Source organism: Streptomonospora salina (assembly GCF_014204715.1).
Classification (GTDB): domain Bacteria; phylum Actinomycetota; class Actinomycetes; order Streptosporangiales; family Streptosporangiaceae; genus Streptomonospora; species Streptomonospora salina.
The window spans coordinates 1,179,474-1,201,527 of the sequence record NZ_JACHLY010000001.1 but is presented as its reverse complement, the minus strand read 5'-3'; the positions used below and the strand labels follow the sequence as shown (position 1 = coordinate 1,201,527).

19 protein-coding genes are annotated in these 22,054 nt (G+C 72.2%); 8 read left to right on the top strand and 11 right to left on the bottom strand.

The annotated features are described in order from the left end of the window. Positions 1–52 precede the first annotated feature (52 nt). Complete coding sequence (locus HNR25_RS26755; protein ID WP_184633629.1) at positions 53–1,141, top strand: serine hydrolase; 1,089 nt, start codon at positions 53–55, stop codon at positions 1,139–1,141. A 43-nt stretch (positions 1,142–1,184) separates the two neighbouring features. Here HNR25_RS26755 and HNR25_RS05425 read toward each other — a convergent pair whose 3' ends face one another. Beyond that, positions 1,185–2,144, bottom strand: coding sequence for a phosphotriesterase family protein (locus HNR25_RS05425; RefSeq protein WP_184633628.1), 960 nt, complete (start codon positions 2,142–2,144; stop codon positions 1,185–1,187). A 230-nt stretch (positions 2,145–2,374) separates the two neighbouring features. On the opposite strand from HNR25_RS05425, the gene HNR25_RS05420 reads away from it, so the two are divergent. Further along, positions 2,375–3,388: a threonine aldolase family protein gene (locus tag HNR25_RS05420; RefSeq protein ID WP_184633627.1), complete on the top strand. Its 1,014-nt coding sequence runs from the start codon at positions 2,375–2,377 to the stop codon at positions 3,386–3,388. Positions 3,389–3,462: 74 nt separating this feature from the next. On the opposite strand, the gene HNR25_RS05415 is transcribed toward HNR25_RS05420, so the two are convergent. The 3 genes from HNR25_RS05415 to fabG all read right to left on the bottom strand — a co-directional run bounded on the left by HNR25_RS05415 (position 3,463) and on the right by fabG (position 6,681). Then, positions 3,463–4,608 (bottom strand): acyl-CoA dehydrogenase family protein, encoded by a 1,146-nt coding sequence (locus tag HNR25_RS05415; RefSeq protein WP_184633626.1) that lies wholly within the window; start codon positions 4,606–4,608, stop codon positions 3,463–3,465. Between the two features lie 64 nt (positions 4,609–4,672). Further along, positions 4,673–5,878, bottom strand: a complete 1,206-nt coding sequence (locus HNR25_RS05410; protein ID WP_184633625.1) for an acyl-CoA dehydrogenase family protein — start codon at positions 5,876–5,878, stop codon at positions 4,673–4,675. 44 nt (positions 5,879–5,922) lie between these two features. Beyond that, a complete protein-coding gene (gene fabG / locus HNR25_RS05405) occupies positions 5,923–6,681 on the bottom strand; it encodes a 3-oxoacyl-ACP reductase FabG (RefSeq protein WP_184633624.1) in 759 nt (252 codons plus the stop codon). Positions 6,682–6,956: 275 nt separating this feature from the next. Here fabG and HNR25_RS05400 point away from each other — a divergent pair, with 275 nt between their 5' ends. The 3 genes from HNR25_RS05400 to HNR25_RS05390 all read left to right on the top strand — a co-directional run bounded on the left by HNR25_RS05400 (position 6,957) and on the right by HNR25_RS05390 (position 9,723). Beyond that, a complete protein-coding gene (locus HNR25_RS05400; protein ID WP_184633623.1) occupies positions 6,957–7,718 on the top strand; it encodes an amidohydrolase family protein in 762 nt (253 codons plus the stop codon). Positions 7,719–8,180: 462 nt separating this feature from the next. Next, positions 8,181–8,630 carry an ATP-binding protein gene (locus HNR25_RS05395; protein WP_246463523.1) on the top strand — a complete coding sequence of 150 codons (450 nt, stop codon included), beginning with the start codon at positions 8,181–8,183 and terminating at the stop codon, positions 8,628–8,630. A 208-nt stretch (positions 8,631–8,838) separates the two neighbouring features. Next, positions 8,839–9,723: a Sco1979 family transcriptional regulator gene (locus HNR25_RS05390; RefSeq protein ID WP_512700817.1), complete on the top strand. Its 885-nt coding sequence runs from the start codon at positions 8,839–8,841 to the stop codon at positions 9,721–9,723. A gap of 214 nt (positions 9,724–9,937) precedes the next feature. Here HNR25_RS05390 and HNR25_RS05385 read toward each other — a convergent pair whose 3' ends face one another. The 6 genes from HNR25_RS05385 to HNR25_RS05360 form a co-directional block, all read right to left on the bottom strand. Further along, the gene (locus tag HNR25_RS05385) at positions 9,938–10,171 is read right to left on the bottom strand and encodes a DUF397 domain-containing protein (protein ID WP_184633620.1); all 234 of its coding nucleotides are present in this window, start codon (positions 10,169–10,171) and stop codon (positions 9,938–9,940) included. Between the two features lie 226 nt (positions 10,172–10,397). Beyond that, entirely contained in the window at positions 10,398–11,420 is a 1,023-nt protein-coding gene (locus tag HNR25_RS05380) for a metal ABC transporter substrate-binding protein (RefSeq protein WP_184633619.1), read from the bottom strand. Between the two features lie 163 nt (positions 11,421–11,583). Then, positions 11,584–12,255 carry a potassium channel family protein gene (locus tag HNR25_RS05375; RefSeq protein ID WP_184633618.1) on the bottom strand — a complete coding sequence of 224 codons (672 nt, stop codon included), beginning with the start codon at positions 12,253–12,255 and terminating at the stop codon, positions 11,584–11,586. A 45-nt stretch (positions 12,256–12,300) separates the two neighbouring features. Beyond that, positions 12,301–13,623, bottom strand: coding sequence for a TrkH family potassium uptake protein (locus HNR25_RS05370; RefSeq protein WP_246463522.1), 1,323 nt, complete (start codon positions 13,621–13,623; stop codon positions 12,301–12,303). A 274-nt stretch (positions 13,624–13,897) separates the two neighbouring features. After that, complete coding sequence (gene nhaA / locus HNR25_RS05365; RefSeq protein WP_184633616.1) at positions 13,898–15,142, bottom strand: Na+/H+ antiporter NhaA; 1,245 nt, start codon at positions 15,140–15,142, stop codon at positions 13,898–13,900. Positions 15,143–15,401: 259 nt separating this feature from the next. Continuing rightward, complete coding sequence (locus HNR25_RS05360) at positions 15,402–16,319, bottom strand: cation diffusion facilitator family transporter (RefSeq protein WP_184633615.1); 918 nt, start codon at positions 16,317–16,319, stop codon at positions 15,402–15,404. Between the two features lie 153 nt (positions 16,320–16,472). On the opposite strand from HNR25_RS05360, the gene cmtR reads away from it, so the two are divergent. The 3 genes from cmtR (at position 16,473) to HNR25_RS05345 (ending at position 20,938) form a co-directional block, all read left to right on the top strand. Continuing rightward, entirely contained in the window at positions 16,473–16,820 is a 348-nt protein-coding gene (cmtR, locus tag HNR25_RS05355) for a Cd(II)/Pb(II)-sensing metalloregulatory transcriptional regulator CmtR (RefSeq protein WP_281387468.1), read from the top strand. A 492-nt stretch (positions 16,821–17,312) separates the two neighbouring features. After that, the gene (locus HNR25_RS05350; RefSeq protein ID WP_184633613.1) at positions 17,313–20,579 is read left to right on the top strand and encodes an efflux RND transporter permease subunit; all 3,267 of its coding nucleotides are present in this window, start codon (positions 17,313–17,315) and stop codon (positions 20,577–20,579) included. Between the two features lie 212 nt (positions 20,580–20,791). Beyond that, positions 20,792–20,938: a hypothetical protein gene (locus HNR25_RS05345; RefSeq protein ID WP_184633612.1), complete on the top strand. Its 147-nt coding sequence runs from the start codon at positions 20,792–20,794 to the stop codon at positions 20,936–20,938. A 223-nt stretch (positions 20,939–21,161) separates the two neighbouring features. On the opposite strand, the gene HNR25_RS05340 is transcribed toward HNR25_RS05345, so the two are convergent. Then, the gene (locus HNR25_RS05340; RefSeq protein ID WP_184633611.1) at positions 21,162–21,635 is read right to left on the bottom strand and encodes an ATP-binding protein; all 474 of its coding nucleotides are present in this window, start codon (positions 21,633–21,635) and stop codon (positions 21,162–21,164) included. Positions 21,636–22,054: the final 419 nt, after the last annotated feature.

The following is a 22,054-nucleotide window of genomic DNA, read 5'->3' as shown; positions in this document are numbered from 1 at the left end:
CACCGCGGACGTTCCGGGGTGCTCGGCGCTCTGCGACGGTGGAGGACGAGCGGTGCGACGGCGGCCCACCGGACCCCGGACCACGGCCCCGCCCCGGCACGGCGCGGCCGGCGACGGGCGCCCCCGGCCGGGGCGCGGCGGTCTCCGGAGGACTCAGCGGGCGCGGACGCGACCGGCTGCCCGGCACGGCCCCCCGGTCCGCGCGCTGACCTCCCGCGCGCTCTCCGCCCTGCCCGCCCGGCGGGCGGCCCTCCTGGGCGCCGCTGTCGTAGCGGCCCTCGTCCTGCTGGGAACCGTCCCGGCCGCCGTCGCCCCGGACCACCCCCGCGCCGCCGGCACCGCGGTCCCGCCCGCCCCGGACGAGGACGCCGTCCCCCCGATCGAGACGGCCGCCGCGCTGGGCCCCCGGGAGCGCGCCCGCATCAGCGCCCTGCTCGACGACCGCTTCTCCGGCGGCCCCGGGCGCGTGGCGGTTTCGGTGCAGGACCTGCGGACCGGAGCCGCCTTCGGCTACGCCGCCGACGCCGAGTTCCGCGTCGCCAGCGTCGTCAAGCTGGACATGGTCGTGCACATGCTGCTCGACGCCCAGCGGGAGGACCGCTTCCTCACCGACCGCGAACAGGCGCTGGCCGAGCGGATGCTGTGCCACAGCGACAACGACGCGGCCGACACCGCCTTCCGGCGCAACGGTTTCACCTCCGGCTTCGCCGACGCCACCGCGCGCCTGGGCCTGGCGGACACCAGCCCGCACGAAAACGGCGCCTGGGGCATGAGCAGCACTACCGCCGCCGACCGGCTCCGGTTGCTGCGTGCGGTGTTCACCGACGCCAGCCCGCTCGACGAGCGCAGCCGCGCCTACCTGCGTTCGCTCATGGGCGCGGTGGCGCCGGAGCAGGCCTGGGGGATCAGCGCGGCCGCCGGCCCCGGCACCGCCGAGCTGAAGAACGGCTGGGCGCCCGCCCCCGGCGGCGGACCGTGGAACGTGCACAGCACCGGCAGCGTCGAGCGCGACGGCCGCCGGTACCTGGCGGCGGTCCTCACCGACGGGGCGCCCGACTACGGTACCGGGGTCGCCACCGTGGAGGACGCCGCCGGCCTGGTGATCGAGGAGCTGGGGACCGCCCTGGACCGACATCCCTAGGAGCGTCCCCGGGGCGCGGCAGGCTTCCCGGACCCGGCGCCCGTCACTCCCACAGCCGCCGGGGAACGTCGACGAGCATCGTCTCGATCTGCGTGTCGGTCACCCCGCGCTCGCGCACGTAGGGCAGCACCTCCTCGCCCAGGTGCAGGTAGTGCCACTGCGGCAGCAGCGGCAGCACTTCCGGATCGATCCAATCGATGTAGCACGCGGCGTCGTGCGACAGCACCATGCGGTCGGCGAATCCGCGCCGGCACATCTCGACGAGCGTTTCGGCGCGGGCTTCGAACGTGGTCTCGACGTTGAGCCCGAAGCGGTCCATGCCCAGCACGAACCCGGCCTCGGCCAGTTCGCTGAGGTGGTCGGTGTCGGTGGTGTCGCCGCTGTGGCCCAGGACGACGCGGCGCGGGTCGACGCCCTCCTCGTCGCACAGCACCCGTTTGGCCTCAAGACCGGTGCCGGAACCGGGGTGGGTGTGCACGGTGATGGGGACCGACGTGCGGTGGTGGGCGGCGGCCACGGCACGCATGATCCGCTCGACGTCGGGTGTGGCCCCCGGCCCGTCGATGGCGCACTTGAGCATGCCGGCGCGCACCCCGGTGCCGGCGATTCCGTCGGTGATGTCGGCGGTGAACATGTCCACCATGGGGTCGGGACGGCCGATCGCCGGGCCGCGGTGCCGGAAGAACGCGGGGACGCTGTCGTAGGTGTAGACGCCGGTGGCGACCACGATGTTGAGCTCGGGTACCCGTTCGGCCACACGCAGGATGCGCGGGATGTAGCGGCCCAGACCGATGACGGTGGGGTCGACGACGGTGCGCACCCCCTGTGCGGCCAGGGCGCCCAGCCGCTCCGCGGCGTCGGCGACGCGTTCCTCCTCGTCGCCCCATTCGCCGGGGTGGTTCTGCTGCACGTCGGCCGTGAGGGTGAAGATGTGCTCGTGCATGTAGGTTCGGCCCAGGTCGGTGGACGCGACGGGGCCGTGGAGGGTGGGGACCTCGTGCATTGCTGTGCCGCTCCCTGTCGTCGAGCGTGGCGCCGGCCGGGCGGCCGCCGGGGGTGGTGGAGAACTTACCCGCCTGAGCCCGTTCATGCCCCGCGGCCGGGCCGGGAGCCCGGGAACGCGCCGTACCGGTCAGAGGCGGTCGGGTGGCGCCCCGCCCCGGGGTGCCGGCGAGGGAATCCTAGAGTAGGGGACCGGTCCCTGCCGGCATCGGGTAGAACGGAGCGCCCCGGATGATCGATCTTCGCTCGGATACCTGCACTCGGCCCACCGCCGCGATGCGGCGGGCCATGGCCGAGGCCGAGGTGGGCGACGACGTGTTCGGCGAGGACCCCACCGTGCGGGCGCTGGAGGAGGAGACCGCCGCGCTGCTGGGCACGGAAGCGGCGCTGTACGTGCCGTCGGGGCACATGTCCAACCAGATCGCGGTGTACGTGCAGACCCGATCCGGCGACGAGGTCTGGACGCACCGCAGCGGTCACGTGGTCGCCAACGAGCAGGGCGCCGCCTCGGTGCTGGCGCGGGTGCTGCCCCGCGTCCACGACTGCGCCTCGGGCTACCCCGACGCCGCCTTGTTGGAGGAATGGGCCGGCGGCGCCGACGACGTGCACCGCGCACGGCCGCGGCTGATCTGTTTGGAGAACACCTTCTCGGGGCTGGTCGTGCCGCCCGCCGAGCAGCGGCGGATCGCCGCCTTCGCCCACGACCGCGGCATGCTGCTGCACCTGGACGGCGCCCGGCTGTGGAACGCCGCCGTGGCGCTGGGCGAGACGCCCGCGCGCGTGGCCGAGGGTGCCGACACGGTGTCGGTGTGCTTCTCCAAGGGCCTGGGCGCGCCGGTGGGTTCGGCGCTGGCCGGCGACGCGCCGACCGTCGCCGAGGCGCGGCGGGCCCGCAAGCTGCTGGGCGGCGGCATGCGCCAAGCCGGGATCGTCGCCGCGGGCGCGCTGTATGCGCTGCGCAACCACGTGGGCCGGCTCGCCGAGGACCACGGGCGTGCGCAGGCGCTGGCCGAGCGCATCGCCCAGACGCCGCCGCTGGCCGCCGAGGCGCGCACCAACATGGTCCTGGTCACCACGCCCGCCGACCGAGCGCGGGAGTTCGCCGGCCTGTTCGCCCGCGAAGGCGTGGGATGCGTACCGCTGGGGCGGGACCTGCTGCGCCTGGTCGTCCACCTGGACGTGTCCGACGAGGACGTCGACGCGGCCGCGACGCGCATCGCCGCGGCGGCGGCCGCCGCCGGCTGAGCCGCGCGGGCCGCGCCGGCCGCCTCCAGGGGGCGGTCGGCGCGGCCCGCGCGCGTCACCTCGGGGCCGGTTCCTCAGCCGGTCGGTGCGGGCAGGTCGACCGTGCCCGACAGCGCCAGCCGGTGCCGGTCGGCGGTGCCCAGCGCGAGCGCATCGCTCTTGGCGCGCTTGAGGAACAGGTGCAGCGGGTGCTCCCAGGTGAAGCCGACGCCGCCGTGCAGCTGCAGCGCCTCCTCGGCCGCCGTGACCGCCGTGGCGGACACGAACGCCTGGGCCAGCGACGCGTTGATCTCGGCCTCCTCGGCCTCGGCCGCGCCGGCCCCCGGCTCCCGCAGGTCCGCTGCCGCGCTCGCCGCGCTGCGCACCACCGCCCGCGCCTGCGACACCGAGATCCACAGGTCGGCCAGCCGGTGCTTGACCGCCTGGAACGAGCCGATCGGGCGGCCGAACTGGGTGCGGGTCTTGGCGTAGTCCACGGTGGCGTCCAGAGCCCACTGGGCCACGCCCAGCTGCTCGGCGGAGAGCAGCGCCGCGCCGGTCACCAGCGCGCGGCGCACCGCGCGCTCGGCGTCGGCGCCCGTGGCGATCCGCCGGCCGACCGCGCCGTCCAGCGCGACGTCGGCCACGGGCCGCGTCAGGTCCAGGCTGACCACGGGCGTGACGGCCGCGTCGGACGCCGCGACCACGTACAGCCCCGGCCCCTGCTCGTCTACGGCCGGCACGATCAGCAGGTCGGCGGTCAGCGCGTCGACGACGCCGCCGACCGACCCGTGCAGCGTTCCGCCGCTCTCCCGGACGGTGTCCGGAAAGCCCGATCCCGGCATGCGGGCGAATCCGACGGCCAGGGTGCCCGTCGACGCGCCGCCGGCGAGCGCCTCCACGTCCTGGGCGGCGGCGTCGCCGCACTCCAGCAGGGCCGTGGTGGCCAGCACCGCGCTGCCCATGAAGGGCACCGGCGCCACGCTGCGCCCCAGTTCCTCGGCGACCACCGCGCTCTCGCGCAGGCTCGCCCCGGCGCCGCCCCGCTCTTCGGGAACGGGCAGGCCGGCGACGCCGATCTCGGCCAGTTCCTTCCACAGCGCCGTGTCGGCGACCCGGTCGTCCTCCACCCGTGCCAGTACCGACTCGGGCGGGCTCTTGTCCTCCAGCAGCGAGCGCACACTCGCCCGCAGTTCCTCTTCGACCTCGCTGTAGAGCAGGTCGAGCCGATTCTCGCTCATCGCGCTCCCCGATCCGCGCGCGCCCGGCGCGCCGCCGTCTGGTGCCTGCCGTCGGCCCCGCCGCTCACTTGGGCAGGTCCTTGAATGCCACGTCCTTGTCCGTGCGGGGCTCGGGCGGAAGGCCCAGGACCCGCTCGGCGATGATGTTGCGCAGGATCTCGGTGGTGCCGCCTTCGATGGAGTTGCCCTTGCTGCGCAGGTAGTGGAAGCCCGGCGCGCGCTTGCTGAACTCGACGCCCTCGGGGCGGCGGAACGTCCAGTCGTCGTAGGTCAGGCCCTCGCCGCCGAGCATCTCCAGCTCCAGGCCGGAGATCTCCTGGTTGAGCCGGGAGAAGGAGTACTTCGCCGCCGACCCTTCGGGCCCCGGCTGGCCGATGGCCAGCTGCTGGCGCAGCCGCTCCTTGGTCAGGCGCGCCGCCTCGGCGGCCACCCACAGCCGCATCAGCTGGTCGTGCAGGCCGGGGGTGCGCACGTCGGGGCGTTCGCGCCACAGGTGGGCGGCGACGCTGATGAGCCCGCCCTCGCGCGGCTCGGGGTGGCCGCCGATGGACACGCGCTCGTTCATCAGCGTGGTCTGGGCGACGCGCCAGCCCTCGCCTTCGCCGCCGACGCGCTGGGAGTCGGGGATGGCGACGTCGTCGAGGTAGACCTCGTTGAACTCCGCTTCGCCGGTGATCTGGCGCAGGGCGCGCACATCCACGCCCTCGGCGTTCATGTCGCAGATGAAGTAGGTGATGCCCTTGTGCTTGGGCACGTCGGGATCGGTGCGTGCGACGAGGATGGCGAACTGGGCGCGGTGGGCCAGTGAGGTCCACACCTTCTGGCCGCTGACCGTCCACACGTCGCCCTCGCGCACCGCGCGGGTGCCCAGCGCGGCGAGGTCGGAGCCGGCGCCGGGCTCGCTGAACAGCTGGCACCAGATCTCTTCGCCGGTGTAGAGCGGCTTCAGGTAGCGGGCGCGCTGCTCGGGGGTGCCGAACGCGAGGATGGTGGGCGCGGCCATTCCCAGGCCGATGACCAGTCCTTCCCGGCCGACGGGGGTGAAGCCGAGGCGCTCGAACTCCTCGTCGACGACGGGCTGCAGGGCGCGGGGCGCGCCCAGGCCGCCTTCGCCTTCGGGGAAGTGCACCCACGCCAGGCCGGCGTCGAAGCGCGCCGCCAGGAACGTGTGCTGGTCGGTGGTCGCGGGGTCGTGCTCGGCGACGAAGTCGGCGACCCGCCGGCGCAGTGCGGACGCGTCGAGCGACGCCCCCGCCGGATCCGTTGTCATGGAACCTCCGATTGAAGCAGGTGGAGCCGGTAGTGGGCGGTTCGTCAGTCGCGCGGGCCGCCGGCGACGTAGATGACCTGGCCGGAGACGAATCCGGCGTCGTCGCCGGAGAGGAAGGAGACGGTGGCGGCGATGTCCTCGGGCCGCCCGGGGCGGCGGACCGGGATCTGCGCTGCGGCGGCGGCCTTGAACTCCTCGAAGTCCATGCCGACGCGCTCGGCGGTGGCCTTGGTCATGTCGGTCTCGATGAAGCCGGGGGCCACGGCGTTGGCGGTGACGCCGTACTTGCCGAGTTCCACCGCCAGCGTCTTGGTCAGGCCCTGCAGGCCGGCCTTGGCGGTGGAGTAGTTGGCCTGGCCGCGGTTGCCCAGCGCCGAGGTGCTCGACAGGGACACGATGCGGCCCCACCCCTGGGAGGTCATGTGCTCCTGGGCCGCGCGCGACATCAGGAAGCTGCCGCGCAGGTGCACGTTCATGACCGTGTCCCAGTCGTCCTCGGACATCTTGTACAGCATGTTGTCGCGGATGACGCCGGCGTTGTTCACCAGGACCTGCGGCGGCCCGAGCCGCTCGGCCACGCGGGCGACGGCGGCCGAGACCTGGTCGGCGTCGCTCACGTCGGCGCCGACGGCGAGGGCCGTGCCGCCGTCGGCGGTGATCTGGTCGACGGTGGCCTGAGCGTCGCTCTCCTTGAGGTCGACGACGGCCACGGCGCGGCCGTCTGCGGCCTGCCTGCGCGCGGTCGCCGCACCGATGCCGCGAGCGGCGCCGGTGACGATCGCGACACGCTGGTTCTGGGACATGGCTACCTCCGAGTCGGTGGTCCGGAACACATCGAGTCGATCCTATCCGCTTCATACCGACTGGGTGGTATGTGGGGCGGCGTGCAGGTGAGACGGCGCGGCGCGGCCCAGCGCAGCCCTGCACCGCCCGGGGGCGGCCGCCCGGGGGCGGCGCCTCTGACCCGGTCGCGCGCGGGAGGTACTAGCGTGGTCGCCGGGCCGAGCGGACCGCACAGCGTGCTCCGGCCCGAATCCCACCTGTGCGGAAGACCCTGCTCCCGGCCGAAACGAGGGCAATGGCGTTGTTCGACGCCCACCTCCACATCATCGATCCCCGCTTCGACCACCCCGGTAACGCGGGGTACCGGCCCGACCCCTTCACCGTCGACGACTACCGCGAACGGTCCCGCGACCTCGGTGTCACCGGCGGCGCCGTCGTGGCGGGATCCTATTCCGGTGCGGGGCAGGACCACCTGGTCGCAGCGCTGCGCGAGCTGGGGCCGTCGTTCGTCGGAGTGGCGCAGCTGCCCCCCGACACCTCCGACTCCCACCTGCGCGACCTGCACGCGGCCGGCGTACGCGGTCTGCGGATCAACCTGTACCGCGGGACCGTCGACGACTTCGACTCCCTGGTGCAGCTGGGGCGGCGCGCGGCGGAACTGCTCAACTGGCCCACCGAGCTCTACGTCGACTCCCGCGAGCTGCGCGCGCTGGCGCCGCGCATCGCCCCGCTGCCGCGGGTCGGCATCGACCACCTCGGCCTGTCGCAGGAGGGGCTGTCGGCGCTGCTGGCGCTGGTGGGATCGGGAGCGCGGGTGAAGGCGACCGGTTTCGGCCGCGGGGACCTGGACGTGCCCGCCGCCCTGCGCGCGGTCGCTGACAAGAACCCCGCCGCGCTGATGGCGGGCACCGACCTGCCCTGTACCCGGGCGCCGCGCCCGTTCGACCCCGCGGACCTGGAGCTGGTGGCGCAGAGCCTGACCCCGGCGCAGGCCGAAGCCGCCTTCGCCGCCAACGCCCGCGACTTCTACGGCCTGCCCGCCTCCGGCCGGCGGTGAGCCGTCGCGGCGCGGGCGGCACCCCCGCTGCCGCGCCTGCGAGCCCCCGCGCTCGCCGCGTCGATCCCCGATCCGCTCCCCGGCCCTGCGCCCGTGCCGCCCGGCGCGGCGCGCGCACCGCCGCCGGCGTCCCGTGCACCGGTGTCCGCGCAGGTATGCGGCGGGTTGCCGGTCTCCCTGAGAAATGTCTGTGCCGAACTCCCCGCTTTCTCTGATACGGCGCCGGTCGGTGTCCTAGGATGCCTGCAAGCGGAGAATGCACGTGCATATGACTCATGCGCGTGCGTGCGCAAGGAGGTTCCGCACGCCGGCGCCCCGGCTCGCGGGACCCGATCACACGACTGCGAGGGGATCGCGGTGACCGGACAGCCAGCCCGCGAATCAATGGCAAGACTCGGAAACGGGGAGTGTCCGGGGCCCGTCGCGGCTCCTTCTCCCAGAGCGTGGTGGACGTCGGCTCTGTTGAACGGCGCGGTGGAGGCGCCGGCGGACCCGTACGCCGCCGGAACCGACACGCTCGCCTGGAGCCTGGCAGCGGACCCGGGGGCGGCGGCCCGCGCCCGTGAGCTCTGCGGCGGGGTCCTCCGCCGGTGGGGGATGGCCGACCGGGCCTGCGACGTCGAGCTGGTCGTCTCCGAACTCGTCACCAACGCGTTGCGCCACGGCCGCCGCAGGGGCCCGGTGAACGTCGTCGACGGCGATCACGACCCGGTACAGGTGAGTATGCTCCGGCGCGGAACGGAGCTGGTCTGCGCGGTGCGCGACCGCAGCGACCGCATGCCGCAGCGGCGCGATCCCGATTTCCGCTTCGAAAGCGGCCGGGGTCTGCACCTCGTTGCATCCTTTTGTAGTGGATGGGGGGTTCTGCCCGTATTGCCCTCTGGAAAGCACGTATGGGCGCGTCTCGCCTGACGTGTCCTCTTTGCGGAGTGCCTCCTCCGCCGATGCGGACCCCGCGCGGGCGAACTCGCGCGCATTCCCGGCGGATTCCCGTTGCGGGCCATCGAGTTGGCGGCGGGATCGGCGATATCGTGGGGGATAGCGCGGACGTTCCGCGCGGTGCAGCGGCCCCCGGACACCGTCTGGGCCGCGGGGAGCGACGAGTAGGGAGGCAGCGGCTGTGGACATAGCTCGTCTGAAGCGGGGGAGCGGTCCCACGGTGCGCCGTATGCTGCTCGGGTCCGAATTGCGTAAGTACCGTGAGGCCCGCGGACTCACCCGAGGCGAGGCCGGCCACTTCATCCGCGGGTCCGAATCCAAGATCAGCCGGATGGAACTGGGCCGTGTGGGCTTCAAGGTCCGCGATGTCGAGGATCTGCTGAAGTTATACGGAGTCACCGACAAGGACCGCGTCCAGACCATGGTCAAGCTGGCACGCGACTCCAAGAAGCCCGGCTGGTGGCAGGAGTACGGCGACGCCCTGCCCAACTGGTTCCAGGTCTATGTCGGCCTGGAGGAGGCCGCCACCCGCATCCGCGTCTACGAGGCGCAATTCGTCCCCGGCATGCTGCAGACCGAGGACTACGCCCGCGCCGTCATCAGGGCGGGGCGCCCCATCTCCGAAGAGCTGTTGGAAGACCGGGTCGCGGTGCGCATGCGGCGCCAGCGCCACATCGACGACGACGCGACCGGCTGCAAACTGTGGGCCATCATCGACGAGGCCGCGGTGCGCCGCCCCGTCGGCGGCCCCGACAACACCGAGGTCATGCGCGGCCAACTGGAGCGGCTGATCGAGCTCAGCGAGCGCCGCAACGTCACGGTGCAGATCGTGCCGTTCAGCGTCGGCGCCCACGCCGCCGAGGCCGGGTCGTTCACGATCCTGCGCTACCCCGACTTCGGGCTGTCCGACATCATCTACCTGGAGCAGCTCACGGGTTCGGTGTGCCTGGACCGCCGCACCGAGATCGACGCCTACACCATGGCGATGGAGCGGCTGAGCGTCATGGCCGAGCAGCCCAACAACACCACCGAGATCCTCAAAAGCATGATCGACGACCTGGTGTAGCGCACCGGCGAGCGCCGGAGCCCCGGTCCCTCCCGGACCCGTCCGGTGCCACCGGCGCGGGTGCCTGCTCGGCCGGCGGGAGAACGGGCCGGACGGCGCGGAGCCCCGCAGCGCGCGGACCGCGGTGAGCGGCGGGCTGCGGGGCTCCGGAATGTCGAGGGCCGGTGCCGCCGGGTGGGTCCCGGAGGCACCGCGCCGGATCGGTGTGCGGGTCTCAGCCGATCAGGTTGTCGAAGTCGCCGTCCTTGGCGCCGCCGATGAGGGCGTCGATCTCGGCCTGCGTGTAGACGAGGGCGGGGCCGTCCGGGAAGCGCGAGTTACGCATCGCGATCGAGCCGTCGGTCAGCCGGGCCATCTCGACGCAGGCTCCTTGTGAGTTGCTGCGGCGGCTCTTCTGCCAGGTGACCTCGTGGAGCTCGGTGGCCGCGATGCCGTTGTAGGCGCTCATGGAGACTCCTGATTCTCTGGGGAGCGATTCGATGCACAGGCCGATGCACTGTCCGATGCACGTGCATTAGCACCATACTTTGAGCAGGATAGCGCACGTGCATCTTCCTGTCCGCCCCCTGGGCTCAGGTTTCTCGTGGTCACCGCAGGTCGCAACGGCTGCGGCCCGGATCCGCCCGCGTGCGTGCGGGAGATCCGGGCCGCGGTCGCGGCGCCGCCGGGCGGCGTCAGGAGCAGCGCAGCGCCTCGCCGAGGGTGTCGAGGTTGGCGCGCATGATGGAGGGATAGTCCTCGCCCGGCGAGGCGTCGGTGACGCCCCCGACGGGGTCGAGCACGGCGGTGTCGACTCCGGCCTCCCCGGCGATGGTCTCGGCGGCGCCGGAGTCGGTCAGCGGCTCGGTGAACACGGTGGTGATGTCGGACTCGCGCACGGTCTCGGAGATCTCGGCCAGGCGCCCGGGAGAGGGCTCGGAGTGGGAGTCCAGACCGGCGGGGCTGATCTGGTGGAGGTCGTAGCGGGCGGCCAGGTAGCCGAAGGCGCTGTGGCTGACCACGATGTCGCGGCTCTCGCATTCGGCGAGGCCCTGGGAGTATTCGGTGTCGATCCCGTCGAGCAGGCCGGTGACCGCCTCGGCGTTGTCCGCGTAGTCCGCGGCGTGGTCGGGGTCGGCTTCGCCGAGCCGCTCGGCCAGGCCTTCGGCGGCCCGGGCGAAGCGCTCGGTGTCGAGCCACATGTGCGGGTCCGGCTCGCCGGCGTCGTGGCTGTGGCCGTCGCCGTCGTCGGCTGCCTCGTCCCCGCCGTGGTCGTCCTCGTGCCCGCTCTCGTGCCCGCCTTCTTCGTGGCCGTGGTCGCCGCCGTCGGACCCGGCGTTGTCTTCGAGGGTGCGCAGTTCGACCAGCTCGGCGACGTCGAGGGCGTTCTCGCCGCCCTGGGAGGAAACGGCGTCGTCCACGGCGGGCTGCAGGCCGCCGATGTAGAAGGCGACGTCGGCACTGCCCACGCTGCCGATCTGGCGCGGGCTGAGCTCCAGTTCGTGGGGGTCGGTGCCCGGCTCGGCCAGGGTCTCGACCTCGACGCGGTCGCCGCCCACCTGTCCGGCCAGCCACTGCAGCGGGTAGGCGCCGGTAACCACGCTCACCCCGTCCGACCCGTCCGACCCGTCCTCCTGGCCGTCGCCGGCGCAGCCCGAGACCGCCAGTACCCCCGCCGCGCACAGCGCGGCCGCTTTTGCGTAGCTCCGTCGTCCCATGGACTCATCTTGAAGAAAATGAAAATGGTTGTCAATTCGGGGGCATGTGGGGGTAGGGGCGTCATGTCCGGGTCGAGGGGGCGTGCACGCGCCGCGCACGCGCCCCGCCGGGCTGCGGCGCCGCGCGGCGCGGACGGTCGGGCGGCGCGGGCGCCGCGCCCCGTCAGGCGAACTCGGCGAACTTCTCGACGTCGTCGGTCTTGCCCGCCACCACGATGACGTCGCCCTTCTGCGGGACCGTGTCGGCGGTGGCGTAGGTGAACTGCTCCCCGTGGCGCTTGATGCACACCACGGTTATGCCGTGCTTGGTACGCACCTTGGTCTCGCCGAGGGGACGCCCGATCAGCTCCCGCGGAGCGCGGGTCTTGCCCAGGGCGAAGTCCTCTTCGAGTTCGACGTAGTCCAGCATCCGCCCCGACACCAGGTGGGCCACCCGCTCGCCCATGTCGTGCTCGGGCAGCACCACGTGGTGGGCCCCGATCTGCTGCAGGATGCGTCCGTGCCGGCGGCTGGTGGCCTTGGCCCAGATGTGCGGCACGCCCATGTCCACCAGCAGCGACGCCGCCAGGATGCTCTCCTCCAGGTGGGTCCCTATGCCCACCACCGCGCGGGTGAACTCGTGTGCGCCGATCTGGCGCAGCGCCTCGTCGTCGGTGGCGTCGGCGACCATGGTGTGGGTCAGTGACTCCGAATAGGCCTGCACCAGGCGGGGGTTGGAGTCCATGCCCAGGACCTCCCAACCGTGGGCGACCAGCTCCAGCGACAGGGAACTGCCGAACCGCCCCAACCCGATGACCAGGACGCGCTTGTCGTGGGGCCTGCTGCGCTGCGCCATCGTCTTTCGTCTCCTCATCTGCGGCCCTCGTGGTGCGAGAGCGCCCTAACCGATGATCGGCCGCGACTCCGGGAGGTCGTAGCGCCGGGTGTGCTCACGCAGCGCCAGCGCAGAGGCGAACGTGATGGGGCCGATGCGCCCGGCCAGCATGAGCACCACGAGCCACGACTGGGCCGCCGCCGGCAGATCGGCGGTGATCCCCGTCGACAGGCCCACGACTCCGGAAGCCGAGACTACCTCGAACAGCACCCGGTCGAGCTGGAACTCCGTAGCCACCAGCAGTGCGACGGTCGTGGCCACGACGACCGTCATCGACAGGAACAGCAGGCTCAGCGATTGGCGGACCACGCCGCGCGAGAGCTTGTAGCCGTACACGTGCACGCTGGGGTGGCCGCGGATCTCCGCCCACACGACCAGGAAGATCACGGCCAGGGTGGCCACTTTGATCCCGCCGGCCGTGCCCGCGCTGCCGTTGCCGACGAACATCAGCATGACGGTGATCAGCAGCGTCGACTGGTCCATCGCGCCCACGTCCAGGGTGTTGAACCCGCCGCTGCGCGGCATGATGCCGTGGAACGCGCCGTCGACGAACTTGTCGGACACCGACAGCGGGCCCAGCGTGGCGGGGTTGCTCCACTCCAGGGCCGTGACCGCAACCATGCCGCCGGCGAACAGCAGCAGGGTGGTGGTCACGGTGAGCTTGGTGTGCAGGGTCCAGCCGCGCGGACGGGGCAGGTGGTGGGACAGCTCCAGCAGCACCGGGAAGCCGAGGCCGCCCAGGATCGTAGCCAGCGCGATCGGCATCAGGATGAGGGCGTCGCCGGAGAAGCGCGCCATGGACTGGTCGTAGAGCGAGAGCCCGGCGTTGTTGAACGCCGAGATCGCGTGGAAGAGCCCGCTGTAGAGGGCGTCGCCGAGCCCGATGCCGTGGCCCAGCCACATCCGCGGCACCAGGATCAGCGCGAGCACGGCCTCGCACAGCAGGCTGGCGCGTACGACGCGGCCGACGATCCCGCGGACCTCGCCCACGCGCAGGCTGCGGTTCTCGGCCTGCACCCCCAGCTGCATGCGCATTCCGAAGCGGCGGATCACCACCGCGCCCAGGACCGAGGCCGCGGTCATGATGCCGAGGCCGCCGACCTGGATGAGCACGGCCACGGTGATCTCGCCGAAGACCGTCAGCTGGGAGCCGATCCCGATGACGCTCAGCCCGCACACCGCCAGCGAGGTGGTCGCGGTGAACAGCGCCTCGACGGCGGTCAGCCCGTCGCCGTCGGCGTGGGCGGCGGGCAGCATCAGCACACCGGCGCCCACCAGGTCCACCACGACGAACAGGACGACGAACATCCGCGCGGGACTGGACGCCATAACCCTGCGTAGCTCTCCGGGCATCCGCGGACGGGACACGCGGCGCAGCCGGCGGGCAAGCAGGCTGCGTACGCGCGATCGGAGCGGGGGCGTCGCGTTCGCGTTCATGGTCGTCCTGTTGTAGCGCCTCGGAGCCGCTGACGGGTATCGGGGAAGCCGACCGCGGCCGGTGCGGAACGGGTGCGCGCCGTCCGGCGGTGCGCACCGCGTCCCATGTAACCGCTTCGGCGGCGCGGCGGCCTAGGCCGAGCGTGCGCGGCGTGTCGCACCGACCCTAGTTGAGGCCCGCGCCGGTCGCGCTCGTGGCGCCCGCGCCGCGCCGGCGGTAGTGCGCGCTGCGCATCCCCAGGACGCCGGCGGCCAGCACGGTCGAGATCAGCGACGCCAGCAGCACACCGGCCTTGGCGTCCTCCAGCACGTGCGGGTGGTCGGCGAAGGACAGTTCGGTGATCAGCAGCGAAACGGTGAAGCCGATGCCGGCCAGCAGCGCCATGCCGCAGATGTCGATCCAGCTCAGCGAGGGGTTGAGCTCGGCGCTGGTGACCTTGGTGGTGATCCAGGCGCCGCCGAGGATGCCCAGCAGTTTGCCGCCGACGAGGCCGGCCATGATGCCCACGGCCGCGGTGTCGGTGAAGATCGTGCCCAGTCCGGGGAAAGCGACGCCGGCCGACATCAGCGCGAAGAACGGCAGCACCAGGCTGTTGGACCACGGGCGGATGACGTGCTCGGTGGAGTGGCTGGGGGAGTGGTGCTCGCCGGGGTCTTCGGTGGTGCGCATGAGCATGCCCATGGCGACACCGGCGATGGTGGCGTGTACGCCGCTGGCGTGCATCAGGGTCCAGACGGCGAACGCCAGCGGGATGTAGACCACCCAGTTGGGCACGGACGAGCGGTTCAGCGCGGCCGCGGCGCCGCGGCCGCGCTGCAGGTAGCCGAACACGGCCAGCAGCGCCAGCGCCGCCAGCAGCGGCAGGAAGGAGAGGTGGTCGGTGTAGAAGACGGCGATGACGACGATGGCGCCGAGGTCGTCGACGATCGCCAGCGTCAGCAGGAAGGTGCGCAGGGCCGGCGGGAGGAACCGCCCGACCACCGCCAGGATGGCCACGGCGAAGGCGATGTCGGTGGCCATGGGGATGCCCCAGCCGCGCAGCGCGTCGCCCTGGCCGATGTTGATCGCGGCGTAGATCGCGGCGGGCACGACCATGCCGCACAGCGCGGCGACGATGGGCAGCATCGCCCGGCGGGGGTTGCGCAGCTCGCCGTGGACGAACTCCTGTTTCAACTCGTTGCCGACGACGAAGAAGAAGATCGCGAGCATCCCGTCGGCGGCCCACTGCTCCAGCGACAGGTGCAGGTGCAGGCTCTCGGGACCGAAGGCGAAGGCGCGGATGGCTTCGTAGGAGTGGCCCCAGGGGGAGTTGACCCAGATCAGGGCGACCACGGCGCCGGCGATGAGGAGGAATCCGCTGACGACGTCTGCACGCAGGACGTCGCCGATTCTCCGCAGGCGGTCGGGCATGTCTCGTTTCTCCCCCACAGGCTGGCTGGCACCGTTCGTCGCCGTCTCTCGGTCGCCGGTCGCGGTCCTGGGCGCGCTCTGCGGCGCGCGCGGCCGGCGATGTGAAGCCCTGGGGCGCATGGCCGAGATCGCCTGAGCCCGAGCGATGACTTTGCCAGATATTCAGGCGTTTTGTCCAGGTCAGGGGCCGTAGGGGTGGTTTTTCCGCGCGCTTTCGCGGCCCCTCACCAGCACCGGTCCGCGCCGGAAGTGACGTGCGTCACGCATGGCGCGCTCCTTCGTGGTCGACGTGCCCGTCGGGCTCCAGTTGCAGTGTGGAGTGCTCGACGTCGAAATGTCCGGACAGACACGCGTGGAGGTCGTCGAGCAGGCGGCCGGCGTCGGCGAGCAGCCGCTCCTCGACCACCACGTGCGCCGACATCACCGGGATCCCCGAGGTGATCGTCCAGGCGTGCAGGTCGTGGACGTCGATGACCCCGGGCTGGCGCATCAGGTGGTCGCGCACCTCCTCCAGGTCGACGTGGCGCGGGGTGGACTCCAGCAGCACGTGCACCGCCTCGCGCAGTAGCGCCCAGGCGCGCGGCACGATCACCGCCGCGATGCCCAGTGAGATCAGGGAGTCGACGCGCTCCCAGCCGGTCAGCCAGATCAGGGTGCCGCCGACGAGTACGCCGACCGAGGCCAGGGCGTCACCCATCACCTCCAGGTAGGCGCCGCGCACGTTGAGGCTCTGGCCCTGTCCGGCGCGCAGCACCAGCAGGGCGGCGACGTTGGCGGCCAGGCCCGCGCCCGCTACGGCCATCACCCAGGGGCCGGCCACCGGATGCGGGTCGAACAGGCGCTGCACCGCCTCGTAGGCGATGAAGCCGCACAGCGCGAACAGGGCCAGGGCGTTGACCGCGGCGGCCAGGATTTCGGCCCGCTGCAGCCCGAACGTGCGCTCGGCGCTGGCCGGGCGGTTGGCGATCCAGATCGCCGACAGTGCCAGCACGACGCCGAAGGAGTCGGTGACGGTGTGGCCGGCGTCGGCGAGCAGCGCCAGGCTGCCCGATGCGGCGGCGCCCGCGATCTGTACCGCGGCCACGGCCAGCATGAGCGCCAGCGCGATCGTCAGGCGGCCGCGGTTGGCCGTGGCCGCGGTAGTGGCGCCGTGCCCATGCCCGTGTCCGATGCCCATGCCGTTCCCCCTGCGTGCGCGACCGCTGCGCACGGCGTCTCGATCCCTGCCGGCCGAACGCCGGTCGATCCCGGCCGGCGCGGCCCGGAGCGCGGACTGTTCAGCCCGCACTGTTTATACAGCCTAGGCTGTCGATACAGCAACTGCTGTAAAATGGTTTTCATGTTGACCTCCGAGCAGCGCCTCGCCGCGATCCAGCGCCTGGGCCGGGCGCTGGCCGACCCCACCCGCTGCCGCCTCCTGCTCGCCCTCCTCGACGGTCCCGACTACCCGGCCCACCTGGCCGACCACCTGGGACTCACCCGGCAGAACGTGTCCAACCACCTCGCCTGCCTGCGCGAATGCGGACTGGTGACCACCTCCGCGCGCGGCCGCCAGGTCAGCTACGAACTGGTCGACCGCTCCCTCGTGCACGCGCTCGACGACCTGCTCCGCGTCGTGTGGGGCGTCGCCGACGAGCACGTCCCCCCGGGCGAGAGCACCCCGGTGCCCGCCGGCTGATCACCGCCACGGCTCCGCCCGCTTCCCGGGCGCACTCCCGGTCGCACTGCGTACACGGCCGGGCGGTTCCCCCCGCGGCTGGCCGAATGCGGCCCGTCCGCTCCCGCGCCACCCGCCGGTCCCCTCCTGTGCAGGTATCGGTCCCGCTCATGCGGCTCAGGGAGACCCTGACAGGTCCCTGACAGATCCCTGACAACAACCTGATGTTGGCTCACTCACGGTGAATTCGGGCCAAGTCGCGACGTATCGTGGATTCTGCGTGCCCAGCGACCCGTGCGGTCCCCGTGCCGAAGACCGCACGGCACCCGGCCCTTCCCGTGCCCACGAGTCATCGCACCGTCCGCCGCTCGCCGCAGCCGACCGGTGCCGTTTGCAGCGCGAATAGCCATTCCCGAGGAGTACGACTCTCATGTCCGAACGTGCCAAGAGCCCTCTTGGCGTCCCACCCGCCCCATTCCCCCGAGCTGGCGCGCAGCGGGTTAGGAGGACGGCGTGAACCGGCTAGCACGGCTTTCCCTCGGCAACCGGGCGCTGATCCTGCTCATTACGCTGGCCGCCCTGGTCTTCGGTGCGCTCGCGACCGTCAACACCCAGCGTGCGCTGATGCCCACGCTCGACGTGCCCATGGTGATGGTCAACGCCCAGTACCAGGGCGCCTCGCCCGAGGTCGTCGAGAGCGAGGTCGCCGAACCGCTGGAGCAGGCGGTGCAGGGCGTCCCCGGCGTCGTCAGCTACACCTCCACCTCCCAGACCGGATCGGTACAGGTCACCGCCGAGTTCGACTACGGCGACGACAGCGACGCCGTCGTCCGTGACGTGCAGCAGGCCGTCGACCAGTCCGAAGCCCTGCTGCCCGACGACGTCGACCCCGCCGTGATGGCCTTCGGCACCGACGACATCCCCGTCGTGATGCTGGCCGCCGGAGCCGGCGACGGCGACTCCCAGACACTGGCCGACCCGCTCGAAGAGCAGGTCGTGCCCGAACTGGAGTCCATCGACGGTGTGCGCGCCGCCCAGGTCACCGGCGTGCGCGACTCCTCCGTCGTCATCACGCCCGACGACGACGCGCTGGAGGACGAAGAGCTGAGCTCGGACGACCTCACCGGCGCGCTCGAAGCCAGCGGCAACCTCACCCCCGGCGGCGACATCACCCAGGACGGCGAGTCGCTGACCGTCACCACCGGCGGCAAGCTGCAGTCGGTCGAGGAGGTCGAGGACGTCTGGGTCACGTCCGGCGGCGCCGCCCAAGGCGGCGCAGGAGCCGGTGCCGGCGCGGGCGCGGGTGCCGGAGCGGGAATGCCCGGTGCCGAATCCGAGCCCGAGCCGGTGCGCCTGGGCGAGGTGGCCGACGTCGAGCTGCGTACCGACGAGGCCTCCAGCATCACCCGCACCAACGGCGTCCCCAGCCTCGGCGTGATGATCACCAAGACCCCCGACGGCAACACCGTCGAGATCTCCGAGACCGTGCAGGACTCGATCGACGAGATCGAGCCGATGCTCGGCGAGGACGCCGAGATCACCGTGGTCTTCGACCAGGCGCCCTTCATCAACGACTCCATCGTCGCGATGGCGGAGGAAGGCGGCCTGGGGCTGCTCTTCGCCGTCGTCGTGATCCTGGTGTTCCTGCTGTCGATCCGCTCGACCCTGGTCACCGCCGTGTCGATCCCGGTCTCGCTGCTGGTGGCGATGCTGGGCGTGCAGGCGTTCGGCTACTCGCTCAACCTGCTGACCCTGGGCGCGCTCACGGTCGCGGTCGGACGCGTGGTCGACGACTCCATCGTCGTGCTGGAGAACGTCAAGCGGCACATGGCCTACGGCGAGGAGAAGTTCACCGCCGTCTACACCGGTGTCAAGGAAGTGGCCACGGCCATCACCGCGGCCACGCTGACCACCATGGCGGTGTTCCTGCCGATCGGCTTCGTCGGCGGCCAGACCGGTGAGCTGTTCCGGCCCTTCGCCATGACCGTCAGCCTCGCCCTCGGCGCCTCGCTGCTGGTGTCGCTGACGATCATCCCGGTGCTGGCCTACTGGTTCATGAGCCCGCGCGTGGTCCCGCCCGAGGAGCTGGAGCGGATCAAGGCCGAGGAGCACCGGCGCGAACTGCGCACTCCGCTGCAGCGCATGTACCTGCCCGTGATCCGCTGGTCGACCCGCCACCGCATCATCACGCTGGCGGCCTCGCTGCTCATCCTGGCGGCGACCGTCGTCGCCGCCGGCGGCCTGCAGACCAACTTCCTGGGCAACCAGGGGCAGAACACCTACTCCGTCACCCAGGAGCTTCCGCAGGGCACCTCCCTGGAGGCCGCCGACGAGGAGGCGGAGAAGGTCGAGGAGGCCCTCGACGGCCTGTCGTGGGTGGAGTCCTACCAGGCCTCCGTCGGCAGCGGCGGAGGCGGCGGCATGGCCGCGATGATGGGCGGCGGCGCCGGCACGAGCACCAGCTACACCGTCACCGCCGACCCCGACCAGGACCAGGAGGTGCTGGAAGAGCGCCTGCGCCAGGCCATGGAGGACGTCGACACCGACACCGAGCTGACCGTGGCCGCGGCCGGCGGGACCGGCGGCACCGGGCTGGAGGTCGAGGTCCGTGCCGACGACCGCGAAACGCTGGACGAGGCCGCGAACACGGTCGAGGACGCGGTCAGCGATATCCCCGGCGCCGCCGACGTCGAGAACAGCATCACCGCGTCCAAGCCCGCCCTGGACGTCGACGTCGACGGCGAGAAGGCCGCCGAGGAAGGTCTCACCGAAGGCGCGATCGGCCAGGCCGTCTCCCAGGCGTTCCGCGGCTCCGACGTCGGATCCGCCACCATCGACGACACCCGCCACGACATCGTGGTGCGCGACATTCCCAAGCCCGCCAGCGTCTCCGACCTTGAGGAGCTGACGCTTCCCGGCGCCGACGGCGAGATCGAGCTGGGCGAGGTCGCCGAGGTCACCGAGGTCATGCAGGCGCCGGAGCTGAGCCGCTCCGACGGCGTCCGCAGCGCGACCGTCTCGGCCTCGCCGACCGCCGACGACCTGGGTGCGGTCACCGCCGAGCTGACCCAGAAGCTCGACGGGCTTGACCTGCCCCAGGGCGCCACCGCCGACATCGGCGGCGTCAGTTCCGACCAGTCCGAGGCGTTCGCCCAACTGGGAATCGCCATGCTGGCCGCGATCGCCATCGTGTACCTCATCATGGTGGCGACCTTCAAGAGCCTCATGCAGCCGCTGATCCTGCTGGTCTCGATCCCGTTCGCGGCCACCGGATCCATCGGCCTGCTGCTGCTCACCGGCCAGCCCATGGGCCTGGCGGCGCTGATCGGCATGCTGATGCTCATCGGCATCGTCGTCACCAACGCCATCGTGCTGATCGACTTGATCAACCAGTACCGCGACGACGGTATGGACCTGCGCGAGGCGGTCGTCGAGGGTTCGCGGCACCGGCTGCGCCCCATCCTGATGACCGCCCTGGCCACCGTCGGCGCTCTCACCCCGATGGCCCTGGGGATCACCGGCGGCGGAGCGTTCATCTCCCAGCCGCTGGCCATCGTGGTCATCGGCGGCCTGATCACGTCCACGCTGCTCACGCTCGTGCTCGTGCCGGTCCTGTACACCATGGCCGAGGGCCGCAAGGAGCGCCGCCAGGCCAAGCGCCGGGCCAAGCGCGAAGCGGCGATGGAGAAGGCCCGCGAGAAGGCCGCGAACGAGGAAGAGAAGAAGGCCGACGAGCCGGCCGAGGCCGGCGCCGACGCGGGCGGCGACTCCACGGCCTGAGTCTCAGGCCCGCATCCCGACGCAGTGCGGCCGCCGCGGGAACCACCCGCGGCGGCCGCCGCACGTCGGGCCGCCACCCACTCGGTGCCCTCCGGGCAACGCCCGCCCGTCTCCCGCCGCCACCCACTCGGTGCCCTCCGGGCAACGTATTCTTGGGGGCGAGCCGGAGCGCTGATTTGTGATCGAGCCCCCACGAAAGGCAAGCTGCAGGCATGGAAAGCAAGGACAACGACCTCGACGCGCTCGTCCGCGAGGAACTGGGCGATGAGCCGTCCCAGGAAGCCAAGGACTACGCGCGCGAGCTCTACGAGAAATACCGCCTGCCCAGCACCGCCACTGAACCCGAGGAGGACGCCTAGTCCATGGGCGTTCGCCCAGTCAGCCGCCCGACCTGCAGACCGAGCGCCAGACGATCCGGGGTCTCCCCGAGCGGGAGGCCCTTCGTCATGTCGGGAGGTCGCAGGGACGGCGGCCGGCGCGCCCGCGCGGGACGGCCGCCCCGGACCGCCCGAAAGCGGCCCTCGGGGGTCCGTCCGGGGCGGGTGAGTCCCGTACCCGGGGGCGCCGCGACCGGACGCGCGTTCACTCGGCGGGCGACGCCGGCGCGTCCTCGGATCCCTCTTCGGTGTGCCACACCAGCTCGAACCACACCAGCCGGCCCAGTCCGTCGGGCCGGGGCTCGGCGCCCCACGCGGCTGCGAGCGCGTCGACCAGGTCGAGGCCGCGCCCGTGCTCGCTGGTGTCGTAGGGGTCGCGGTGCTGGGCCCGCGGACGCTCGGGGCTGCCGAGGTCGCGGATCTCCACCCGCGCCCAGCCCGCCGCGAGGTCCACGGCCACCTCGAACTTTCCGCCGGGCATCCCCGACGCGCTGTGCGCGATGGCGTTGGTCGCGACTTCGCTGGTGAGCAGAGTGGCGGTGGTCAGTTCCGGGGACGCTCCCAGCGCCCGCTCGACGAAGCGCCGCGCGTGCTGGATCTGACTGGCGAGCCCGGGGAACCGGCGCCGCGCGAGCGGGCCGTGCGCCTCGGGCGCGGACGGCGGTTGAGGCTCTTCCATGGTCTCGGCCGTAACGGTGGACGGACGGTCTCTGCCCGCTTCGACGTGCGGGGTACGCGGGCCGATTCGGCCTTGCGGTCCCGCCGTAGGCGTTTCGGGCATGCGGGTCTCACTCCCCTGGGACGTTGGGGCGCGCCACGCCGCGAACGTGCCGCTTTGTCGTCGAGCGGCGCCTGCTGCCGCACGCGTTCGTGCCCGTCGACGGGTCACGACGCACAGGACACGGGCGCGAAGGGATCGCTCTTCGGATCGTTGTCGTGCGGTGTGCGGGGATCGGTGGAGTCAAACCTCACAGCCACTGAGGTCACGTCGTTCGCCAGAATACGCGGGCCGGCCTCGGGCGGCACAGGTGGGGGTGGTATGTCCCCCGGAATCCGCCGCGCACCGTGTGTTCCCTGCGGTCGGTTTTGGAGGTGAAC

Bases quoted from the DNA above. Each gene is read 5' to 3' on its own strand.
- HNR25_RS05425 (WP_184633628.1), bottom strand. From the start codon at position 2,144: ATGCACGAGGTCCCCACCCTCCACGGCCCCGTCGCGTCCACCGACCTG.
- HNR25_RS05420 (WP_184633627.1), top strand. From the start codon at position 2,375: ATGATCGATCTTCGCTCGGATACCTGCACTCGGCCCACCGCCGCGATG.
- HNR25_RS05415 (WP_184633626.1), bottom strand. From the start codon at position 4,608: ATGAGCGAGAATCGGCTCGACCTGCTCTACAGCGAGGTCGAAGAGGAA.
- HNR25_RS05410 (WP_184633625.1), bottom strand. From the start codon at position 5,878: ATGACAACGGATCCGGCGGGGGCGTCGCTCGACGCGTCCGCACTGCGC.
- fabG (WP_184633624.1), bottom strand. From the start codon at position 6,681: ATGTCCCAGAACCAGCGTGTCGCGATCGTCACCGGCGCCGCTCGCGGC.
- HNR25_RS05400 (WP_184633623.1), top strand. From the start codon at position 6,957: ATGGCGTTGTTCGACGCCCACCTCCACATCATCGATCCCCGCTTCGAC.
- HNR25_RS05385 (WP_184633620.1), bottom strand. From the start codon at position 10,171: ATGAGCGCCTACAACGGCATCGCGGCCACCGAGCTCCACGAGGTCACC.
- HNR25_RS05380 (WP_184633619.1), bottom strand. From the start codon at position 11,420: ATGGGACGACGGAGCTACGCAAAAGCGGCCGCGCTGTGCGCGGCGGGG.
- HNR25_RS05375 (WP_184633618.1), bottom strand. From the start codon at position 12,255: ATGGCGCAGCGCAGCAGGCCCCACGACAAGCGCGTCCTGGTCATCGGG.
- HNR25_RS05370 (WP_246463522.1), bottom strand. From the start codon at position 13,623: ATGGCGTCCAGTCCCGCGCGGATGTTCGTCGTCCTGTTCGTCGTGGTG.
- nhaA (WP_184633616.1), bottom strand. From the start codon at position 15,142: ATGCCCGACCGCCTGCGGAGAATCGGCGACGTCCTGCGTGCAGACGTC.
- HNR25_RS05360 (WP_184633615.1), bottom strand. From the start codon at position 16,319: ATGGGCATCGGACACGGGCATGGGCACGGCGCCACTACCGCGGCCACG.
- cmtR (WP_281387468.1), top strand. From the start codon at position 16,473: ATGGTTTTCATGTTGACCTCCGAGCAGCGCCTCGCCGCGATCCAGCGC.
- HNR25_RS05345 (WP_184633612.1), top strand. From the start codon at position 20,792: ATGGAAAGCAAGGACAACGACCTCGACGCGCTCGTCCGCGAGGAACTG.
- HNR25_RS05340 (WP_184633611.1), bottom strand. From the start codon at position 21,635: ATGGAAGAGCCTCAACCGCCGTCCGCGCCCGAGGCGCACGGCCCGCTC.